This window comes from Actinoalloteichus hymeniacidonis, assembly GCF_014203365.1.
In the GTDB taxonomy this organism is placed as follows: Bacteria; Actinomycetota; Actinomycetes; order Mycobacteriales; family Pseudonocardiaceae; genus Actinoalloteichus_A; species Actinoalloteichus_A hymeniacidonis.
In genome coordinates, this window is the sequence record NZ_JACHIS010000001.1 from 3104265 (window position 1) to 3125446 (window position 21182).

Annotated in this window: 7 protein-coding genes and 1 pseudogene; 6 read left to right on the forward strand and 2 right to left on the reverse strand. The window is 69.2% G+C overall.

Annotated features, from left to right (window positions below; all coding sequences use genetic code 11):
• Positions 1-31: 31 nt before the first annotated feature.
• The 4 genes and pseudogenes from BKA25_RS12680 to BKA25_RS12695 form a co-directional block, all read left to right on the forward strand.
• Positions 32-10450 (forward strand): annotated as a pseudogene (locus tag BKA25_RS12680) (type I polyketide synthase); the annotation flags it as partial.
• Between the two features lie 549 nt (positions 10451-10999).
• The gene (locus BKA25_RS12685; protein WP_069849601.1) at positions 11000-11407 is read left to right on the forward strand and encodes a Dabb family protein; all 408 of its coding nucleotides are present in this window, start codon (positions 11000-11002) and stop codon (positions 11405-11407) included.
• A 141-nt stretch (positions 11408-11548) separates the two neighbouring features.
• On the forward strand, positions 11549-13696 hold the full coding sequence (locus tag BKA25_RS12690) for an FAD-dependent oxidoreductase (protein ID WP_069849599.1): 2148 nt from the start codon (positions 11549-11551) through the stop codon (positions 13694-13696).
• Positions 13697-13842: 146 nt separating this feature from the next.
• Positions 13843-14454 (forward strand): ABC transporter permease, encoded by a 612-nt coding sequence (locus BKA25_RS12695; RefSeq protein ID WP_069853712.1) that lies wholly within the window; start codon positions 13843-13845, stop codon positions 14452-14454.
• Positions 14455-14695: 241 nt separating this feature from the next.
• Here BKA25_RS12695 and BKA25_RS12700 read toward each other — a convergent pair whose 3' ends face one another.
• The gene (locus BKA25_RS12700) at positions 14696-15232 is read right to left on the reverse strand and encodes an HNH endonuclease family protein (RefSeq protein WP_236750270.1); all 537 of its coding nucleotides are present in this window, start codon (positions 15230-15232) and stop codon (positions 14696-14698) included.
• Between the two features lie 531 nt (positions 15233-15763).
• Between BKA25_RS12700 and BKA25_RS12705 the strand changes: the two genes are divergently transcribed.
• Complete coding sequence (locus BKA25_RS12705) at positions 15764-17179, forward strand: hypothetical protein (protein WP_069849595.1); 1416 nt, start codon at positions 15764-15766, stop codon at positions 17177-17179.
• A 597-nt stretch (positions 17180-17776) separates the two neighbouring features.
• Here BKA25_RS12705 and BKA25_RS12710 read toward each other — a convergent pair.
• Entirely contained in the window at positions 17777-18157 is a 381-nt protein-coding gene (locus BKA25_RS12710) for a winged helix-turn-helix transcriptional regulator (RefSeq protein ID WP_069849591.1), read from the reverse strand.
• Positions 18158-18277: 120 nt separating this feature from the next.
• Here BKA25_RS12710 and BKA25_RS12715 point away from each other — a divergent pair, with 120 nt between their 5' ends.
• Entirely contained in the window at positions 18278-21178 is a 2901-nt protein-coding gene (locus BKA25_RS12715) for an AAA family ATPase (RefSeq protein ID WP_216637721.1), read from the forward strand.
• Positions 21179-21182: the final 4 nt, after the last annotated feature.

The window sequence follows — 21182 nt, forward strand, 5'->3', positions numbered from 1 at the left end:
CTGCCCGACGCACCCAGACAGGAAGAGCCGCATGGCAGACGACGACAAGATCCGGACATACCTGCGGCGGGTCACCGCGGAGCTGCAGCAGACCCGGGTGCGCCTGCAGGAGGCCCAGGACCGCAACCGCGAGCCGCTGGCCATCGTCGGCATGGGCGCCCGCTTCCCCGGCGGCGCGGACACACCCGAGAAACTCTGGCGACTGGTCGTCGACGAGGTCGACACCATGGGCGGCTTCCCCACCGACCGGGGCTGGGACCTCGGCTCGCTGTTCGACCCGGACCCCGACATGCCGGGCAAGACCTACACCGACCAGGGCGCCTTCCTCGCCGACGCCGCCGACTTCGACCCGGCCCCCTTCGGCATCTCCCCTCGGGAGGCCCGCTCGATGGACCCGCAGCAGCGGCTGCTGCTGGAGACCTCGTGGGAGGCGTTGGAGAGCGCGGGCATCGACCCGACCTCGCTGCGCGGCAGCCCCACCGGAGTCTTCGTGGGCGGCAACGCGATCGAGCACACGACGCTGCTGATGAACTCGGCCGAGGACCAGGGCTACGCGCTCACCGGCGGCTCCGGCAGCGTGCTCTCCGGCCGCGTCTCCTACGCGCTGGGCCTGGAAGGGCCCGCGGTCTCCGTCGACACGGCCTGCTCGTCCTCGCTGGTCGCCCTGCATCTGGCGATGCAATCGCTACGACAGGGCGACTGCACCCTCGCGTTCGCGGCCGGGGCGGGCATCCTCTCCACGCCGGGCGCCTTCGTCACCCTCGCCCGGCAACGCGGACTCGCCGCCGACGGCCGTTGCAAGGCGTTCTCCGCCGACGCCGACGGGATCGGGTGGGGCGAGGGTGTCGGCGTCGTGTTGATCGAACGACTCTCCGACGCCGTCGCGAACGGCCACCCCGTGCTCGCGGTCATCCGGGGCAGCGCCGTCAACCAGGACGGCGCGTCCAACGGCATCTCCGCGCCCAACGGGCCGTCCCAGGAGCGGGTCATCACTGCCGCGCTCGCCAACGCGGGGCTGCGCTCGGACGAGGTCGACGTCGTCGAGGCGCACGGCACCGGTACCTCGCTGGGCGACCCCATCGAGGCACAGGCCCTACTCGCCACCTATGGCCGGGACCGCGCCGAACCGCTGTGGCTCGGCTCGATCAAGACCAACATCGGACATACCCAGGTGGTCTCCGGCATCGTGGGCGTCATCAAGATGGCGCTGGCCCTGCAGCACCGTCGGATGCCCAAGACGCTGCACGTCGGCGAACCCACCCGTGAGGTCGACTGGACCTCGGGCAACATCCGACTGCTCACCGAGGCCCGCGACTGGCCCGACCCCGGCCGACCCCGCCGCGCCGGGGTCTCCTCCTTCGGGCTCAGCGGCACCAATGCCCACGTCATCCTCGAAGAGGCGCCGCAGGCCCCCGCCGAGCAACCCCGGAACAGCAAGGACGACCGGGCAGTACTGCCCTGGGTGCTCTCGGCCGCCTCCGCCTCGGCCCTGAGCGAGAACGCGCGCAGGCTCGCCGCCCAGGTGGCCGAACATCCGGAGCACGACACCACCGATATCGGTCTGTCGCTGGCGACCACCCGCGCGGCCCTCGAACATCGCGCCGTCGTCATCGGCTCGGACCGGGCGGAACTGACCGCAGCACTCGACGCCGTCGCCGCAGGCCGAGCCGACCCGGCCGTGGTGCGCGGCTCGGCCGGTCGCCCCAAGGTCGCGTTCGTCTTTCCCGGACAGGGCTCGCAATGGGCCGGGATGGGGCGGGAACTCTGGGCTACCTCCCCGGTCTTCGCGGCCTCGATGCAACGCTGTGAGGAAGCCCTGGCGCCCTACGTCGACTGGTCGCTGCGCGAGGTGATCGAGCGCGACGACTTCACCGACGTCCGCGTGCTCCAGCCCGCCACCTTCGCCATCGTCGTCTCGCTCGCCGAACTGTGGCGCTCCTACGGCATCGAACCCGGCGCCGTCATCGGACACTCGCAGGGCGAGATCGCCGCCGCCGTCGTGGCCGGTGCCCTGTCGTTGACCGAAGGCGCGCGCATCATCGCCCTCCGCAGTCGACTGATCGAGAAGCTGATGGTGGGCCACGGTCGTCTCGCCTCGGTGGCGTTGTCGCACGCCGAGGCGAGACGCCGGATCGAACCCTGGTCGGGCAGGCTCTGGATCGGCGGAGTCAACGGTCCGAGCTCCGTCGTCGTGTCCGGTGCGGCCGCCGCCTTGGACGAATTCCTGGCCGGCTGTGCCGCCGAGGAGATCCGTGCACGCGTCGTCGCCACCTTCGGCTCGCACAGCCCGATGGTCGACGTCATCCGCGACGAGTTCCTCGACGGGCTCCGCGATCTGAGTCCGACTCGATCCTCCGTCGGGTTCTTCTCCACCGTCACCGGCGGGCGTCTGGACACCGCGACGATGGACGCCGAGTACTGGTTCCGGAACCTACGCGAACCCGTCGAGTTCGAGGCCACCACGACCGAACTGATGCGCCGAGGCTTCGACGTCTTCATCGAGATCGGGCCCCATCCGGTCATGGCCGTTCCACTGCAACAGATCGCCGACGCCGCGGACCGGCCCGCCACCGTGCTCGGCTCATTGCGACGCGACGACGGCGGCCAACGCCGCATCCTGACCTCACTCGGTGAGGCCTTCACCGCAGGCGTCGCCGTGCGTTGGAGCCAGCTGTACCCGGGCGGGCGCCGGGTCTCGCTGCCCACCTATGCCTTCGACCGCCGTAGCTTCTGGCTCGACCAGACCAGTCTGGTCGCCGCCCCCGACCCCACCACGGCCTCGTTCTGGGCCGCCGTCGACAACGCCGACCTCGACGCCCTCTCGGCCGAACTGGGCCTGCCCGACTCGGCGCTCGTCGAGGTCGTCCCGGCGCTGTCGGCCTGGCGACGACGCGGCAGAAGCCAGGCCACCATCGACGGTTGGCGCTACCGCATCGACTGGCAGCCCGTCCCCGTCCGCGAGGGCGTCGTCCTGACCGGCACCTGGCTTGTCGTGGCACCCGAGGGCGTCGACTGCACAGCCATCACCGAGGCCATGACCGGCGCCGAACCGATCGTGCTCACCGTGCCCGCCGACGCCACCAGGCAAAGCCTCGCCGAAGCACTGCGCGAGCACACCGAACCGGCAGGCGTCCTCTCCTTGCTGGGCCTGGCCGAGGGACCGCACCCACAGCACGAGGGCGTGCCGCTGGCCGCCGCCGCGACACTGCTACTGGCCCAAGCCCTCGACGATGCGGGCATCACCGCGCCGCGCAGACTGCTCACCCGGGGTGCGACCGAGACCGGCGAGGCCGCGCAGACCTGGGCCCTGGCCCAGATCACCGGACTCGAAGCGCCCGCCACCTGGGGCGGCGTCATCGACCTCGACCACGACTGGGCGGCCGAACACCTCGCCGACGCGCTCACCAGCGACCAGGATCAGCTGCGACTCGGGCCCGACGGCCTGCGCACCCGTCGGCTGGTCCGGGCCCCGCTCACCCCGGCGAACCCGATCCGCGAGTGGACACCACGAGGCACGGTGCTCATCACCGGCGGCACCGGCGGAATCGGCGCCCACCTCGCCCGCTGGGCTGCCGAACACGGCGCCGAACACCTCGTCCTGGTGAGCCGTCGTGGCATGGACGCTCCCGGCGCCGAAACGCTGCGGGACGAACTCCTCGCCCTCGGCGTGGCGGTCACGGTCACCGCCTGCGACATCACCGATCGCGCCGCCCTCGCCGAGGTGCTCGCCGCCATCCCGGCGGAGCTACCCCTCACCGCCGTGCTGCACACCGCAGGCGCCACCCTCGGCTACGTCGAGATCAAGGACACCACGACCGCCGACCTGGCCACAGCGGCAGGCGGCAAGGTACTCGGGGCACGCCACCTCGACGAGTTGACCGCCGAGATACCCCTGGACGCGTTCGTGCTGTTCTCCTCCGGTGCCTCGGCATGGGGCAGCATCGGCAGCGCCGCGTACGGATCGGCCAACGGATACCTCGACGGTCTCGCGGCTCAACGCCGCGCCCGAGGCTTGCCCGCCACCGCGATCGCCTGGGGCGCGTGGCGAGACAGCGGAATGGCAGGCGGTGACACCGCCGAGGTACTCGGCCGACTCGGCTTCAGCATGATGGACCCCGACCTCGCCACCACGATACTCAGCCAGGCCGTCGCACACGCCGAGACCGGACTGATCGTCGCCGAACTCGACTGGGAACGCTTCGCACCCAGCTATGCGATGTCCCGCCGCCGACCATTCCTCGACGGCGTGCCCGAGGCCGTGCGGGCCCTGCGTGGCTCCGCCCCCGACGAGACCGAGGTCTCCGGGCTGCGATCCGAGCTCGCCGGATGCTCCGCCGCGCGCCGTCGCGAGATCCTCACCGAACTCGTGCGTACCGAGGCGGCAGCGGTACTGCAGCTCGCCACACCGCAGGACATCGCTGTCGCCAAGCCGTTCCAACTGCTCGGCTTCGACTCGCTCACCGCCATGGAGCTGCGCAACCGGCTGCAGACCGCCACCGGACTCGCCCTGCCCGCCACCCTGCTCTTCGACCACCCGACCACCCGTGAGCTGGTGTCCTGGTTGGACACCCGCCTCGGCGGGCTGGTCGAGGACACGCCACGAGCGGCCCCGCAACCGGTCGAGGCCGACGAGCCGATCGCCATCGTCGGCATGGCCTGCCGTTTCCCCGGCGGCGTCACCGACCCCGACCGGCTGTGGGACCTGCTGACCGGCGGCGTGGATGCCATGGCCGGATTCCCCCAGGACCGTGGCTGGCCCACGGAGCAGCCGGACTCCGCGCTGAGATTCGTCGAGCGCGGCGCCTTCCTCTACGACGCGGGCGACTTCGACGCCGAGTTCTTCGAGATCTCGCCGCGCGAGGCGGCCGCGACCGACCCGCAGCAGCGCATCCTGCTCGAAACCGCTTGGGAGACGCTGGAACGCGCAGGCATCGACCCCTGGTCGCTACGGGGCAGCAGCACCGGCGTGTTCGTGGGCGCCACCACCCAGGAGTACACGGCACTCACCATGAACTCGCCCGCCGCCATGAGCGCGGGCTACTCGCTCACCGGCACCTCGGCCAGCGTCATGTCCGGCCGGATCTCCTATGCCCTCGGTTTGGAAGGGCCCGCCGTCACGGTCGACACGGCCTGCTCCTCGTCACTGGTGAGCCTGCATCTGGCCGCGCAGGCGCTACGCAACGGCGAATGCGATCTCGCGCTGGCGGGCGGCGTCACGGTGATGGCCACCCCCGGCGTCTTCATGGAGTTCACCCGGCAGGGCGGCCTCGCGGGCGACGGTCGGTGCAAATCCTTCGCCGATGAGGCCGACGGCACCGGCTGGGGTGAGGGCGTCGGCCTCGTCGCGCTGCAACGGCTCTCCGAAGCTCGCCGAGAAGGCCGCACCATCCTGGCCGTGGTGGCCGGTTCGGCCGTCAACCAGGACGGTGCGTCCAACGGACTCACCGCCCCGAGCGGACCCTCGCAACAGCGCGTCATCCGCGCGGCCCTGGCCACCGCTGGACTGACGCCCGCCGAGGTGGACGTCGTCGAAGCACACGGCACGGGCACCAGGCTGGGCGACCCGATCGAGGCGCAGGCGCTGCTCGCCACCTACGGCGCGGACCGCCCCTCGGATCGGCCGCTGTTACTGGGCTCCATCAAATCCAACATCGGGCACACCCAGTACGCCGCAGGCATCGCGGGGGTCATCAAGACGATCCTCGCCCTACGGCACGGCATCGTGCCCGCCACCCTGCACGCCGAGCACCCCACAACTCAGGTCGACTGGACAGCCGGAGCCGTGGAACTGGTGACCTCGGCGCGAAGCTGGCCCACCACGGGCCGACCGCGCCGGGCAGGCGTGTCGTCCTTCGGCATGAGCGGCACCAACGCCCACCTGATCCTCGAACAATCCACCGATGCCCCCGCGACCTCGACGGCGGACGCTGTCGGCCCGCTCGTGGTGTCCGCGCGATCGGCGAACGGCCTCACCGCGCAGACCGAACGGATCGACGACTGGCTCGACGACAATCCCGATGCACCGGCCGCCGACGTCGTGTGGTCACTGGCGACCGGCCGAGCCGGTTTGGAACATCGGGCGTTCCGGTCGGCGGACGCGGACTGGCAGCGCGGCACCGTATCGCCGGGCGGGTTCGGTGTTCTGTTCACCGGGCAGGGCTCACAGCATCCGGACATGGGTTCGCACCCGCTGATCGCGCCGGAGTACGCACGCGTGCGGGCGCTGTTCGACCCAGAGACCTTCGACGGCGACCCGGACTCGACCGGCGTCGCCCAACCCGCCGTGTTCGCGCTGCAGATCGCGCTGTGGAAGTTGTGGGAATCCTGGGGTCTTCGCCCCGACCGGCTGATCGGACACTCGGTGGGTGAATTCGCCGCCGCCGTCGCCGCCGGAGTGTGGTCCCTGGAAGACGCGTGTCGGATCGTCGCCGCCCGTGCCCGGCTGATGCAGGCCCTACCTGCGGGCGGGGCGATGCTGGCCGTGGACCGCCCGGTGCCGGAGGTGCCCGCGAGCATCGCGATCGCTGCCGTCAACAGCCCCACCTCGACCGTCCTGTCCGGACCGGCCGTCGAGCTCGACGCACTGGCCGATCGGCTGCGTGCGGCGGGCGCCCGGGTGAAACGGCTGCCGGTCTCGCACGCCTTCCACTCGGCGCTGATGGAACCCATGCTGGCCGACTTCGCGGCGGTGCTGGAAACGGTCGAGTTCCACCCGCCGCGGTTGTCGATCATCGCCACCAGCGGGGCGGGCGGCGACATCGGCACCCCCGGATACTGGGTCGACCAGATCCGGGCCACGGTGTGCTTCGCCGACGCGGTCCACACGGCCGTCACCGAGGGCGTGGACACCTTCCTGGAACTCGGACCGGACGCCGTGCTCACCCAGATGGTCTTGGAGACCGACGAGACCATCACCGCCATTCCGGCTCAACGCGGCGATCACGACCAACTGCACGAGGCCCTGGGCCGGATGTGGCTGCGTGGCTTCGAACCAACCTGGCCCGCGATCCTGCCGCGTAGCGCCCGCGCGGACCTGCCCACCTATCCCTTCCAGCACCGGACGTACTGGCTCGATGCGCCGCCCGCCGTCCGACTTCCCGCCGGTATGCGCGCAGGCGACCACCGCTTTCTCACCGCCGAATTTCCCTTGGCGGACGCCGACGTGCACCTGCTCACCGGTGTCCTCGACCCACGGACGACGCCATGGCTGCGCGACCACGTGCTGGCCGACACCCCGATCCTGCCCGGCACCGCCTTCGTCGACCTGGCTCTGCACGCGGCTACCCGGACCGGCCACGACGCCGTCACCGACCTGGTCGTGCACACGCCACTCGTCCTGGCCACGGCGGCCGATCTGCAGGCGCGGGTCACCCGGCCGTCCGCGCAAGGCCGTGCCGAGTTGACCATCCACTCCCGCCCGACCGGTGCGGCCACCGACGAACCGTGGACCCTGCACGCCACGGGCTCCCTCGGCGACTCCCCGCAGGCAGACCGGCCCGACGGGCAGCCCTGGCCACCGGCGGAGGCCACGGAGGTCTCGCTGGCCACCTTCTACTCCGGTCTCGTCGAGGGCGGCATCGACTACGGGGACACCTTCCACGGCCTTCGACGGCTCTGGCAGCGCGGCGGCGATCTCTTCGCCGAGGTCGAACTCCCCGCCGGACACACCGCCGACGGCCACGTCGTGCATCCGGCACTGGCGGACGCGGCGCTGCAACCGCTGGCCCTGGGCTTGCTGGGGGAGGGGCTGCCCGACCGCGAATCGGTGCACGGACTTCCCTTCAGTTGGTCGGACGTCCGCTGGTACGGCAGCACCACGGCCGAGACCGTGCGCGTGCGACTGACCCCCGAGGGACGCGACGCGGTCCGCGTCCTGATCACCGACTCCGCCGAGACACCGCTGCTCTCCATCGGCAGCGTGACCCTCCGGCCGCCCGCGCAAGCCATCGCCGCCGCGCCGCTCTATGAACTCTCCTGGCCGCCCGCACCCGCGATCGAGACGACCACCGGCTCCTGGGCCGTCCTCGGCCTCGACCCGTGGGGACTCGGCATCGAGCAGCTCGACGACCTCGCCGGTCGGATACCCCGCAACCTGGTGCTCTGCGCGGATGGCACCGGTGAACTGCCTGCCGCCGCCCACCACCTCACGCGCCGGATCACCGAGACGCTGCGCCCGTTGCTGGCCGACGAACGCCTGCGCGGCACCCGCGTGGTCGTGCTGACCCGGCACGCGGTCGGCATCGACGGGCAGCCCGTGCGCGACCTCGCCGCCGCCGCCGGGTGGGGCCTCGTGCGCGCCGTGCAATCGGAGTATCCGGGTCAGGTCGCGTTGGTGGACCTCGACGACTCGCCCGCCTCGGCGCGACTGTTGTCCACCATGGACCTCGATGGGGAGCCGCAGCTCGCCATTCGCGAGGGCGTCGCGCACGTCCCCCGGCTGGCGCGGATCGACCGCGCGCCCGGAATCGATCCGCGCCCGACGACACGGTTCGACCCCGACCGAACCGTGCTGATCACCGGAGCCAGCGGCGCCCTCGCCGGTCTGGTGGCCCGACATCTGGTGCAGGCGCACGGTGTGCGGCGGCTTCTGCTGACCTCACGCCGAGGCGCCCAGGCACCGCGCTCGGTCGAGTTGGCCGCCGAACTCGCCGAGTCGGGTGCCCGAGTCGACGTCGTCTCCTGCGATGTCGCCGACCGAGCGGCGCTCTCCGCTCTGCTCGCCGACATCGACGACGCCGCGCCGCTGGGTGCGGTCGTGCACACGGCGGGCCTGGTGTCCGATGGGCTGTTCGAGACCTTGACGCCCGAGCGGCTCGGGGACGTGCTGCGTCCCAAGGTCGATGCAGGCTGGCTGTTGCACGAGCTGACCCGCGAGTCGGACCTGTCCGCGTTCGTGCTGTTCTCCTCGGCCGCCGGGGTGCTCGGCAGCGCGGGACAGAGCAACTATGCGGCGGCCAACGCCTTCCTCGACGGACTCGCCGCGCATCGACACGCCTCAGGGCTACCCGCGCTCGCCCTCGACTGGGGGTGGTGGGACCTCGACGGTGGCATGGCTGCGGAACTGGACGATCAGAACCGCGGCCGCATGACCGGCGCCGGCCTGCTGCCTTTCGATGCAGCGCGGGGGATGGCCGCCTTCGATGCGGCCTGCGCCATCGGCGACCGCCCCGTGCTGGTGCCGATCCGACTCAATCCCGTCGCGGCCGACCCGGCCGCCCCGATGCCGCCGGTCCTGCGTGCGTTGGCCCGGTCGACGCCGCGCCCAACCACGATGGACAACACCGCCGAGGACCTACGGCGGCTCGAACCTCTCGAACGGTTCGCGGCGGTACTCAGCCTGGTGCAGCGGCTCACGGCGGGCGTCCTCGGACATCGGGCTCCCGAGGACATCGACCCGGGTCGCGCCTTCGGTGAGCTGGGCTTCGATTCGCTCACCTCCGTGGAGCTGCGCAATCTCTTGAACGGCGCGCTCGGTCTGCGACTGCCCGCCACGGTGATCTTCGACCATCCGACGGTGGCCGAGCTTGCGCAGGTCGTCGACGGAACACTCGCCGATACCGAGGTCGATCCAACACCCGAGCCGACTGCCGAGTCGGCGGTCGACGATTCCTCGGTGCTCGACAGCGTCGAGGTGCTCTACCGGCGCGCGCTGGAGGCCGGGCTCTACGAGGCGAGCGAGAAGATCCTGTCGAACACGGCCGTGCTGCGCCGCTCGTTCTCGGAGGACGACGACCAGGTTCCCGGCCCCAAGCCGGTGCGCCTGGGCACCGGCGACGGACAGCTGCCGATCATCGGGCTCCCGTCGACCTCGGCATGGTCCAGCGACCAGGAGATGGTGGCCGTGGCAGGCGGACTGCGCAATCAGCACGACGTGTGGTCGATCATGGCCCCCGGTTTCGTGGCCGGTGAGCGCGTCGCCGACGGAATCGACGCACTGACCGCGTACTACGAGCGGCAGATCCGCACCATCGCGGGCGACAGGCCGTTCGCGCTGGCCGGCCGCTCCTCGGGCGGGTCGGTGGCCTATGCCGTGGCACAACGGCTGGAGGCCGCCGGGATGCCGGTGCAGGCGGTGATCCTGCTGGACACCTATCTCAGCGGCACCGAGCAGACGAAGTACATCATGCCGGTGATGGAGTCCAAGACGCTCGAACTGGAGAAGAAGTTCGGCCGGATGACCGGCGTGCGACTGACAGCCATGGCCGCGTACTTCATGATGTTCGAACTCTGGCAGCCTACGCCGCTCAAGGCACGGGTGTTGCTGGTGCGGGCGAGCGAGGCGGTCGGCCACGATCCGAGTCAGGGCGGGCAACTGCCCGGCGAGGAGTGGCAGACGGTATGGCCGGTCCCCATCGACATCGTCGATGTACCCGGTGACCACTACAGCATGATCGAGGAACACCGAGACGTGACCACCGCCGCCATCCACGACTGGCTCATCGACTCGTAACGCGGGCGGAGTCGCTTCCGTCGGCAGCGGGGGACCAGACAGGCGTCCGGTGGGCCACGAGCGCACCGGGCGCCGTGTCCTTGTTGGACCGAAGGCACGGTGCGGACGGGGTGACCTGTGTGTTCTCCCCGCGCGCACCCGGCGATTTGACATTGTCTATGTAGTGACTGTTAACTATCAAACATGACGGCAGGCAACGGCTTGCCGATCGACTTCGAAGTCCGCACGCACCGCAGCACGGCCGAGCGCTGCAGGCACCCCTGCGGTCGGCTTCATCTCCCGGATAACCGCACCAGTGTCAGAGATCTTTTTTTACGAACTTGATAGTGCCTACTCACTATCTAGAGGCGGTTCGGCCGCACGAGACCACACCCGATGCGGCACCGCCAAGCCCGATCGCTCGGAGAAGGAGGCACGCGATGAGTGACGGGTCTGCTCTGGTTGGCAGGCAATCCCACCTCGCACCGGTTCGCCGGACACCTTCTCGGCGCCGACCATCCGACCAAACCGTTTTTCGAATAACCGAAACAGAAAGCGGAGGAAACACCGATGATCTACCACTGCATTCGATTCACCATCAAGCCCGGCGTTCCAAAGGAGACGGTCGACGCCATCATCTCGGGAATGAGCGCACAGAACGCCGATACGGCGACGTCGTTGTTCGGACGTGATTTCGGCGGCGACTACGAATACGGCGCCGTCTCTCTCGTCGCGGACATCGAGACCTACGAGAAGATGATGAACTCCCCGGCGCACCTGGCGGTCGACCGGATGGGCCTGCCGCTGATCGAGAGGTTCGCGTCGTTCGACATCACCGACGACCTCGACCCGGAGCTGGGCGCGAAGATCACCGCCGTCCACCAGCGCCGATTCGACGCCAATCCCGACATCGTCGAATTGGTCTCCAACCTCGCAGAATACCGGGGAAGCGCCGCTCCCGGAAAGCACGCGAGCTGATTCATAAAACGACGCGAGGCGATTCGCTCGTGCCGTTGAGCAGTGTGCCGGTGGACCTGCGAAACGCCTCGCGTCGGATAGACAGCCGATCAACTCGATGGCTACCGAGTCGCAACCACGAATTGCGGTGAAGGAACACTCATGACTGATCGATTCGACGCCGACGCGATCGTCGTCGGCAGCGGGTTCGGCGGTGCCGTGGCCGCAGCCCGTCTCGCGCAGGCAGGCTTCTCGGTCATCGTCCTGGAACGCGGCCGACGCTGGGGACTCGGCGATTTCCCCCGCGCCCCCGAACTGACCGACGGTTGGTTATGGGACCTCGACCGAGGCCTCTACGACATACGCTGGCTCGACAGCATGGGCAGCGTTCAGGCGGCAGGCTGGGGCGGCGGATCACTCGTCTACGCGAACGTGTTCGCGCGGCCCTTCGAACAGACCTTGGACGAACGCTGGCCCGCTCACCTCCGCCGTGAAGAACTCGATCCCTACTACGACCTCGCCGCGCACATGCTCGGCGTCTCGCCCGTCGGCAAGGACCCGCGTACCGGCAAGATCCCGCCCCGCACCGACCTCATGGAGCAGCTCCTCGAGGGCACGGATCGGGACGAGGCCACCGTGCGGCCCAACCTGGCCGTGACCTTTGGCGACCCGGACACCTGGAAGCCGAACATCCACGGGGTCGCCCGCCGGGGATGCGCCTTCGTCGGCGAATGCGTCATTGGTTGCAACCACGGGGCGAAGAACACCCTCGACTACACCTACCTCGCCGTCGCGGAGCAGGCCGGGGCGCGGGCCGTCACGGATGCGCAGGTCACCCGCATCGAACACCTCGGAGAGAGCTACCGGATACACGTCTCGACGCCCTCCGATCCGGAGGCGGCCGAGCGCACCTGGGTCGCGCCCAAGGTCGTGCTCGCCGCAGGGGCGGTGGCCACCAACGAACTCCTGCTCCGCTCCCGCGACGTGCATCGCACGCTGCCCGGTCTCTCCCGGCAACTGGGCAAGGGCTTCTCCGGAAACGGGGATTTCCTCACCCTGGCCGAGCTTCGAGGCAAGCGGCCCGACATGACGACCGGACCCACCATCACCACCAACACCGTGTTGGACGTGCCCGAGGGCAGGCGTCCGGTGTGGTACCAGGTCCAGGACGGCGCGTTCCCGCCGCCGCTGAACGCCCTGTTCGACTCGATTCTGCCCGCCAGGCGGGCGCGCGACTGGTGGCAGCGCAGCGTGCGGCACACCGAGCCGCGTCAAACCTTCACCGTGCTCGCGATGGGGAAGGACTCGGGCAAGGGGACGTTACGGCTGGACACCAGGGGCGATGCCACGTTGGCCTGGAACAACCGATGGCAGGCTCAGCTGTATCGGTCCCAGACGCGGGTGGGCCCGTTCGTGGCCCGACTTCTCGACGCCCGGCTGTACAACCCGTTCACCTGGTCCCTGCTGCGCCGCACCATCACCGTTCACCCGCTGGGCGGGGTGCGGTCCGGCCGCGACGCCGCCACCGGGGTCGTCGACGCGGCGGGGGAGGCGCACGGTTATCCGGGCCTGTTCGTCATGGACGGCTCGGTGATCCCCGCAGCGACCGGGGTGAATCCCTCCGCGACGATCCTGGCCGCCGCGGAACGCTCGATGGAGACGATGATCCGCCGGTCGGGGCGGATCGGCTGGCGGGCACCCGAGTGGGAATCGGTAATACCCGCCGAGGTCCCCGAGGACGGCGCCTATCTGTCCCAGGCCAAGCTGCACGCCGCGACCAAGGGCGATGGCCTGATCTTCGCGGAGCAGATGGCCACCGACGCCCGCGAACACCCGCGAATGGTGTTGTCCCTGCACGCCGAGATCCCGGGCATCGACCCATTCCTCGCCGATGGTGCGCACACCGTGCAGCTGCGGGGGCTGGTCGACATCGATGACGTCGCCACCCAGATGGACATCTCGGGAACGCTGTCGTTGTTCCCGGTCGGCAGGCGCGAGGCGATGGTCTATTCGCTGCGTTTCGACGACGACCGGGGACGCCCGTGGCAACTCTCGGGCACCAAGACCGTCCGCTCCCGCAACCCCGTGGACCTGCTGTCCGGGCTGACCATGCTGCGTACCGAGGTCTCCCCGGTCGACGCAGAACCGGACGAGGTCCAGCGTTTCGTGCTCACCATCGGAACGCGCGACCTGGCCCGGCTCGGCAGGTCGATCCGGGGGAGAGCGTTCACCCGCTCCCGCCGCCTGCGCGCCGCCAGCCGTTTCGTGTCGTTCTTCGCGATCTCCGCGCTGCGGCGGCGCACTCGGTGAACGACCACTAGCGCCACCGCTTCGAAGCGGCGGCCGCGACGGGCCGCGACGACACCGGCCGGCCCGCCCTGGCTTCATCCCAGCACCGACACACCTATCGCGATCGACCCATGTCCAGATATCGACGAATCGACCGGAGGATCACCATGACCGACTCCACCACCACAGCCGAGGCCGTCGACACCTCGGCGGAGGTGCCCGGCCCCGGCCCGATCGACAGTCGAGGCCCGTATCTGAGCTTCGCCTTCGCCTTCGTGTTCGGGCATGGCGCCTTCGCCGTGAGCGCAGGCGTCGACCCACTGCTGGCCTTGCCGAGCTGGGTGCCGTTCACCCTGCTCGCGATCGGCATCGTGCCCGGGGTGGCAGGCTCGCTCATCGGGGCCCGGTTCGCTCAGGTCGGCGCGGGCAAAGACGTCGTCGCCAGTGAGAAGATGGTCGGCAGCGCCTGGGGCACCGGCTTCATCGCACTCATCCTCGCGATCAGCGGCCTGACCAGTACGGTCGAATTGCCGACCGAGATTCAGAATGTCCTGTATCCGACCGGTGCGGCCTTCGTCGTCGGTCTGATCAACATCGCCGAGGGCGCGGTGCGGCGTAACGTCCTGCACCACAGCCTCGGTAGCTGGCTGGCACTGATCTCCACCGCTGCGCTCTTCCTCACCGGCGCGGGCCCGTTCTGGGTGCTCGCGCTTGCGGGCGGCGGTGCCTACGCCCTCGCCGCGGTCCTCGAAGGACGCAGGCTCGCCCGACTGCGCTGACCCATTCTCGTCGCGCCTGCGAAAGCCGAACGCGGTGGCCTCGCGGGCCACCGCGTTTCGCTGGAATTCACCGATCCCGCAAGGGGACCAGTGATCCGTGCACTGTTATTCCTGATTCACCCCCCGACAACAGAATTCTGTTGGGCGAGGCGCAGGGGATCAGACGATCATTAGTGCACGGCCATGATCAAATGTGCGGTCGAGATCGATCTCCGTTATTGGATCCGATCGGCGACCTCGATCAAGGACAGGTGTCGAGCATTCCCGAGAGAGCGGCCTGCTCGTCATCGGTGATGGTCAGGTCGTAGCGGGTCTTCACCTCGGTCCAGTGCACGGCGTAGGTGCAGTGATAGCCGGTCGCCGGGGGAACCCAGTCGGCCGGTGTCTGGTCTCCCTTGGACCTATTGGACCGTGCCGAGACCGCAAACAGTTGCGGAGCCTCCAGATCATTGGCGAACTGCCTGCGTCGGGCTGTATCCCATTCGTCCGCGCCGGAGCGCCATGCTGCGGCGAGCGGGACCATGTGATCGATGTCCACACCGGATGCGGGGCTGACCTCGACGTCGTCGTAGACCGACCACCAGGTCCCGGTCACCGCGCGACACTCCTGGTCGACCTCGACGTCGCTGCCGTCGCGGATCAACACCAGCTCGCGGGTGTTGCAACGATCGCCCCAGGAGATCCAGTGTGGGAAGAGTTCTCGGGAATAGCCGTCCATCGGTCCTTCCGGTGCGACCGTCAACGTGGCGAGTTGTTCACGGGCCACTTCCTCGGACACCGGCCAATCAGCAGGAGGAATAGGCGGAACCGGTGCTGCGGGGTCAACAGTGGAAGGCGAGATCAACAATGACAGGGCTGCGGCTAACGCTGCACCATAAGCACCCAACATGACAGACCTTTCGACGAGGACAAGGGCGATGTCGTGGCGTGCATACCGATGGGAACAGTCTGTGGGCGCCTCGGGTCTATTCATTTCGATCCCACCCGATTGATCGACCGGATAACACTCCGATGCCCTAATTGCGGTCCCAGCTGCGCGCTGGTTGCGCCGAATGCGCTGATGACCGAGTCGTCGTAGCCGTGTTCATGCCTGTGCAGTCGTCGAACTCGGTGCGTCGGAGACGGGGGTCAGGGCTCCGTCGTCCGGCCATCGTGCTGGGCCCGGTCGATGTCTGAACCGCCGTTCATCCGCAGCCGAGCCACCGGCCGAAATACCAGAGAGACGCGGAATGGTCTAGACCCTTGTCGCGGCTCCGGGATACTGCCATGCTCGATGTGCTCGGATATCCGGCCTGGAATAGGAGCGCCCATGCATGCCCTTCCGCCTTTCTCCCGCCGCCGGTTACTGAGCACCGCGGGGGTTCTCGGGGCCGCAGCAGCATTCGGCGTGCCCGCTCCCGCCGCCGTCGCGGCTTCCCCCGGGACCGGCGTCCGACCCATCGATTGGCAGAGCCTGGGGTCCTATCCGGGGTCGGACGCGGCCGGAACACGGATCCGGACCATTCTGGCGGGCAGCTCCCGCTATCTGGTCGGTCCCTGGTATGCGGGCAGGTACACGCGTTATCTACCGGACGGCTACATCGACCTCCAGGGGACCGATGAGCGGGCGATCAGGTTGCCCGCCATGGCCGCCGTGGCCACCACCACCGCGTTGATCACCGACACCTACGATCCCCGGACGCTGTCTGCGGCCAACGCCACCATCCGAACCCACAATCTCGTCCGGACCCTCGCCGCCCGCCACCGAGCCAATAACGACGACACCGCGACGAGGTGGGGCAGTGGTTGGCAGACCGCACTGTGGGCCTTCTACACCGCCTTGGCGGGCTGGCTGTTCTGGGACGAACTGGACGACACCGAACGCGATCACCTCGCCGCGATGCTGGCCTGGGAGGCCGACCGACTGACCACCGGAAACGATGTCCACCTCGTCGGCACAAGCGGTGCGGAGCTCTACATGACTCGCCGCGATGGCACCGTTGTCTCGCCGGGAGACAGCAAGGCGGAGGAGAACAGCTGGAGCGCGGCCGCACTCTCCCTGGCCGAGGTGATGATGCCTCGGCATCGCAATATCGCGCGATGGCGACGTCGGAACGTGGAACTGCTGTTGGCAGGTGCGGCCTGCCCGGCAGATCTCACGAGCAACGAGACGATCAACGGCATTCGGCTGTCGACCTGGTTGCAGGGCACGAACATCGAGGACGACGGCACCCTGCAGAATCACGCTCGGCTGCATCCGCTCTACATGGTCTCGTTCGATCAGAGCCTCTATCAGGGCTTCGTCTTCGGCCTGGCGCGGCGAGCCGCCCCGAGGGCCGCACTGCACAACATCAATCGGACGTACTCCGCCCTGGTAGACAAGCAGTTCCCGCTACCGGACGGGGGCAGCACTCCGATCTACCGGCCCGGCTCGGCCGAGATCTACTACCCGGAGGGCAACGACTGGGGCACCCATTTCCCGTTCTACTTCGGGAATTTCGACCTGCTGGTCGCTCTCACCGGCCAGGACACCGGAATCGACCCGGCAGCGTCGGAGTGGGAACGACTGCACAACGAGGACCAGCTCGCACTCATGTCGCGCTTCACCGATGGCCGCACCTACGACGCGAACTCGGAGAACACCTACTACGGCCGCGAACACCGCATCGGCGTCATGGCCGCCCAGGCGTATCTGACCCTGTTCCTAGCCCGCAACACGACCGGGAATCTGCTGCGCTGGCGGTAGAGCAGCCGGGGCATCGGCGGCGCGCTGCGCCACCGGTGTCCCAACGACCCGCACCGGAGAGCCTCTCCCATCGAATCGCGGGAAGAATGGTGGGTAACGGCTGTCAACACCAGGTGGGGGCCAACCATGGAAGCCCTACGGACCCTCGCTGCGACTACCCCCATCGTTTTCACGTGGTCGTGGCTCTCGGACAACCTGTTGACGGTCGGGGCGTCCCTCACTTTCGCAATGCTAGGCGTCTTGTTCGTCCTGGCGGCGGTGATCGTCGTCGTAGCTTTGCGCGGCTTGGCCTGCCCGTTCTCCTCGCGACGACGAGGACCCTTGTGACGCCCTATTCGATGTATCGAGGCAGGATCGATCTCCGGTGAGACGGTGATTCTCGCGGGCGTGATCGGCGTCTACCCCAGCCGACCAGTACCGATGGAATGTCGTCGCGAGCATCGATACCCGAGCTGATGCACCTGCCTCCGAGCGAGCCAGTGGAGCGGGCACCTACTCCGTTGACGCGTATCCGATCCTCGGCGAACCGCGCAGAATGACCGTAAGGACCTGGAGACCCAGCCCGACCATCGGTCCGCGTTCTCAGGGCGTCACCCGCTACTCGTTCTCCGTACTCCACGCGACGAGGGGATGCAGGACCCGCATCAGGCTCTTCCCGCGTTCGGTGGGTCGATAGCTGATCTGCACCGGGGTGGTCGGCACCACGATGCGCTCGATCAGCCGGCGCGCCTCGAGTTCGCGAAGACGCTGCGACAACAGCTGATTGGAGATCCCCGGGATACGCGCGCGATATTCGACGAATCGGCGGGCGCCCCGCAGCCCTGCCAGAAGCACCGCAGCGGTCCATTTCTTACCGACGGCCTCGACCGAACGTTGGAAGCTGCGGCATACCTCCTCGTCGATGTGCTCGAAATCGGCGTCGGCACGTTGGGCCGCGAGGGAGGCAAAAGACCCGTCGATCGGTTGGGAGCCGCTCATCAGCCCAGAATAGTAGAGCGAGTCATTTTTGATGATCAGGTCACGTCACACTTGGTGTCGCCGTCCGATGCTGGGCAGCCTGGGGCCCATGACCAACTCGCCTACCCGTGACGACCTGCGGTGAACGACGGACGACGACCGAACACCCGGTTGCGCCCCGCCTGCGGTGCCGCTTCGACGAAACCGATCCGGCCGAAGCAGCTCGATGACGCGGCGCCGCGCTGGCTGCGTGCGGTGGGCGACCAGCCCGGCGTGGCGGGGTCTCCTGACGAGCCGCGCGCCGGGACCCCGATCTCGGCCTCCCCGCCACGATTGTTCGGCCGCCACGCCGAGACCACGGCGCTCGATGCGCTCCTCGACCAAGCCCGCGCGGGAATCGGTGATGCGCTCGTGCTCTGGGGTGAGCCTGGAATCGGTAAGACCGCCCTGGTCCAACACGTCCACCACCGGGCCGGGGAGTTCGTCCGGCTGAGCCACCGGGCCGCCCGAGCCGAGTCCGAACTGGACTTCGCGGGGCTGCACGGGCTCCTACGGCCGGTCTCGAAACACTTCGAGTCCTTGGCCGCGCCACAGGCGGCGGCGCTTCGCAGCGCCGCCGGATCGAGCAGCGAGCCGACGAATCCGCTCGTGGTCGGAGCGGCCGTGCTGTCGCTGCTCTGCAGGCTCGCCGACAAGCGGCCCGTTCTCGTCACCGTGGATGACGGACAGTGGCTCGACGACGCCACGGCGCGGTGTCTGGGCATCGTCGCCCGACGGTTGCACCCACACCCCGTGGTGATCGTGCTCGCCGACCAGCACGACCCGGCCGCCCGCCGCTGGGAAGGCCTGCCGGAGCTGCGGGTCGACGGGCTCACCGACGCGAGCGCCCGGCAACTCCTGGCGGCGGTGGCCGCTCCCACCGACGAGGTGGCGGTGGCCGACATGGTGGCGAAGGCGGGCGGCAACCCGCTGGCACTACGGGAGTCGGCCGGGATCTGCGAGAGCGCCGAGGACGACGAACATCGGATTCGCGGCCGGACACCCATCGGGCCGCGAATGCGACGGGCCTTCCGCGCCGCACTCGACGCGCTCAGCGCCCCCGCGCAACTGCTGATCGTGCTTGCAGCCGCCGAATGCGACGGCGACCGCCGCACGGTGCAGCGCGCGGGCCGGGCTTTGGGAGCTCACGACGCCTGGGACGAGGCGATCGACACCGGACTGCTGCAGGTGGGGGACGACCAGATCGAATTCCGCCACCCGATCGTGCGCGGAGCCGTGTATGCGGGCAGTGGCGCCGAGATACGACGTCGGGTGCACCGGGCACTGGCCGAGGCGATGTCGGACGAGTCCCCACACCACGCCTGGCACCTCGCCGAGGTCGCCGACGACCGCGACGAGCAGATCGCGACCCTGCTCGAACGGACCGCGGCCCACTCCCTGCTTCGCGGAGCCACCTCGGCTGCGGCTCGCGAGCTGCGGCGGGCCGCCGAACTCTCGTCCCTACCCATCGACGTGTCGAAACGGCTCGCCGATGCGGCGCGAGCCGCCTGGGACGCCGGGTGGCCGGCGCTCTCGGAACGACTGCTCGACGACGCGGAACGGCTGGCCCCCGGCGACCACATCGCCCGCCGCAGCCGAGGTCTGCGCGGACTCCTGGAGATCGCCAGGGGACGACCGGATCGCGCCTACCACTATCTGACCATCGACATGGACCGCGTGACGGACCCGGGCACGGCGCTGGAGCTGGGCACGATGGCCCTGCGCGCGAGCTGGTCCGCCGCCCGCGACGACCTTCAGGCCGCCGCGCTCACCAGGCTGCTCGAACTCGACGTCGACGGCCGGGCCGGCTGGGCAGCCCTGCTCGCCTGGTGGCGCGATACCGATCGGCCAGCGGTGCCGCCGACATCGGCGATCGCGACCGACGTCCCCGATGCGACCGTCACGGCTCGAACGGCGGTCTCCCGCCTGCTGCCGCCGACCTACCTCGGACACGCCTGGGGCCTCGACGAACCGATGGGCGAGGCCTTGCGTCGTCGAACCCCGGATCTACGGCGACGCGACGAACGTGCCCGGCTCGCCGTGGTGTTGGCCGAGACGGCCGTTCTGGAGAACTTCGCCGGGAACTGGGCGGCGGCCGAATCCTCGGCCGGCGAAGGACTGGGATTGGCCGAACAGGTCGGCACCGACCACATCGCCGCCCAATGCCGCAACAGCCTCGGTTGGCTTGCCGCAGCACGCGGCGAGGAGGACCTCGTCGCCGAGGCGGGAGCCCGAGTGCTGCAGGGGTCCCTCGCGCAGGGCGTGCGCTCGCTGACCGCGGCCGCCTACTGGAACCGGGGCATGGCATCGCTGTTCCAGGGGCGTCCGGAGGAGGCGCTGGCGAGCCTGATCCGATTGACCGAACCGGGACACGCCGCGGCACACCCGACCTTCGCCCTGCTGGCCTCGCTCGACATCGCCGAGGCCGCCGTTTACGTCGGCAGGCACGATCTCGCCGAGAAACGAGCCCGAGAGCTGCATACCTGGGCGCGACGCACCAAGGCATCGTGGGCGGACTCCGCCGCACAACTCATCCGCGCCCTGCTCGGCGGCCCCCATGTCGAGAGCGCCTTCCTCGCCGCCCTCGACATGCCCGGTGCTCGATCACATCCGCTGTTCTATGCCCGTGCGCAGCTGTTCTACGGCGAATGGCTACGCCGGGGCCGCCGACGCACCACGGCCCGTGCTCGACTCGGTGAGGCCCGCGCGCTGTTCGACGGCCTCGGCGCCGAACCGCTGCGTCGCCGAGCACAGCGCGAACTGGAGCTCACCGGACCACCGGGAAGCCGCAGGGCGCCGGACATCGCCGAGTTCTCTCGACTCACCGCCCAGGAACAACGGGTCGCCCGGCTGGCCGCCGAACAACTGACGAATCGAGAGATCGCGGCCCGACTGCGCATCAGCCACCGCACCGTCGGTCACCACCTCGGCAATGTGTTCGCCAAACTCGGTATCAACGAGCGAGTGCAACTTCGGCACACCCACGCGGGCCACGAGCGGTGAATTC

Bases quoted from the DNA above. Each gene is read 5' to 3' on its own strand.
- BKA25_RS12685 (WP_069849601.1), top strand. From the start codon at position 11,000: ATGATCTACCACTGCATTCGATTCACCATCAAGCCCGGCGTTCCAAAG.
- BKA25_RS12690 (WP_069849599.1), top strand. From the start codon at position 11,549: ATGACTGATCGATTCGACGCCGACGCGATCGTCGTCGGCAGCGGGTTC.
- BKA25_RS12695 (WP_069853712.1), top strand. From the start codon at position 13,843: ATGACCGACTCCACCACCACAGCCGAGGCCGTCGACACCTCGGCGGAG.
- BKA25_RS12705 (WP_069849595.1), top strand. From the start codon at position 15,764: ATGCATGCCCTTCCGCCTTTCTCCCGCCGCCGGTTACTGAGCACCGCG.
- BKA25_RS12710 (WP_069849591.1), bottom strand. From the start codon at position 18,157: ATGAGCGGCTCCCAACCGATCGACGGGTCTTTTGCCTCCCTCGCGGCC.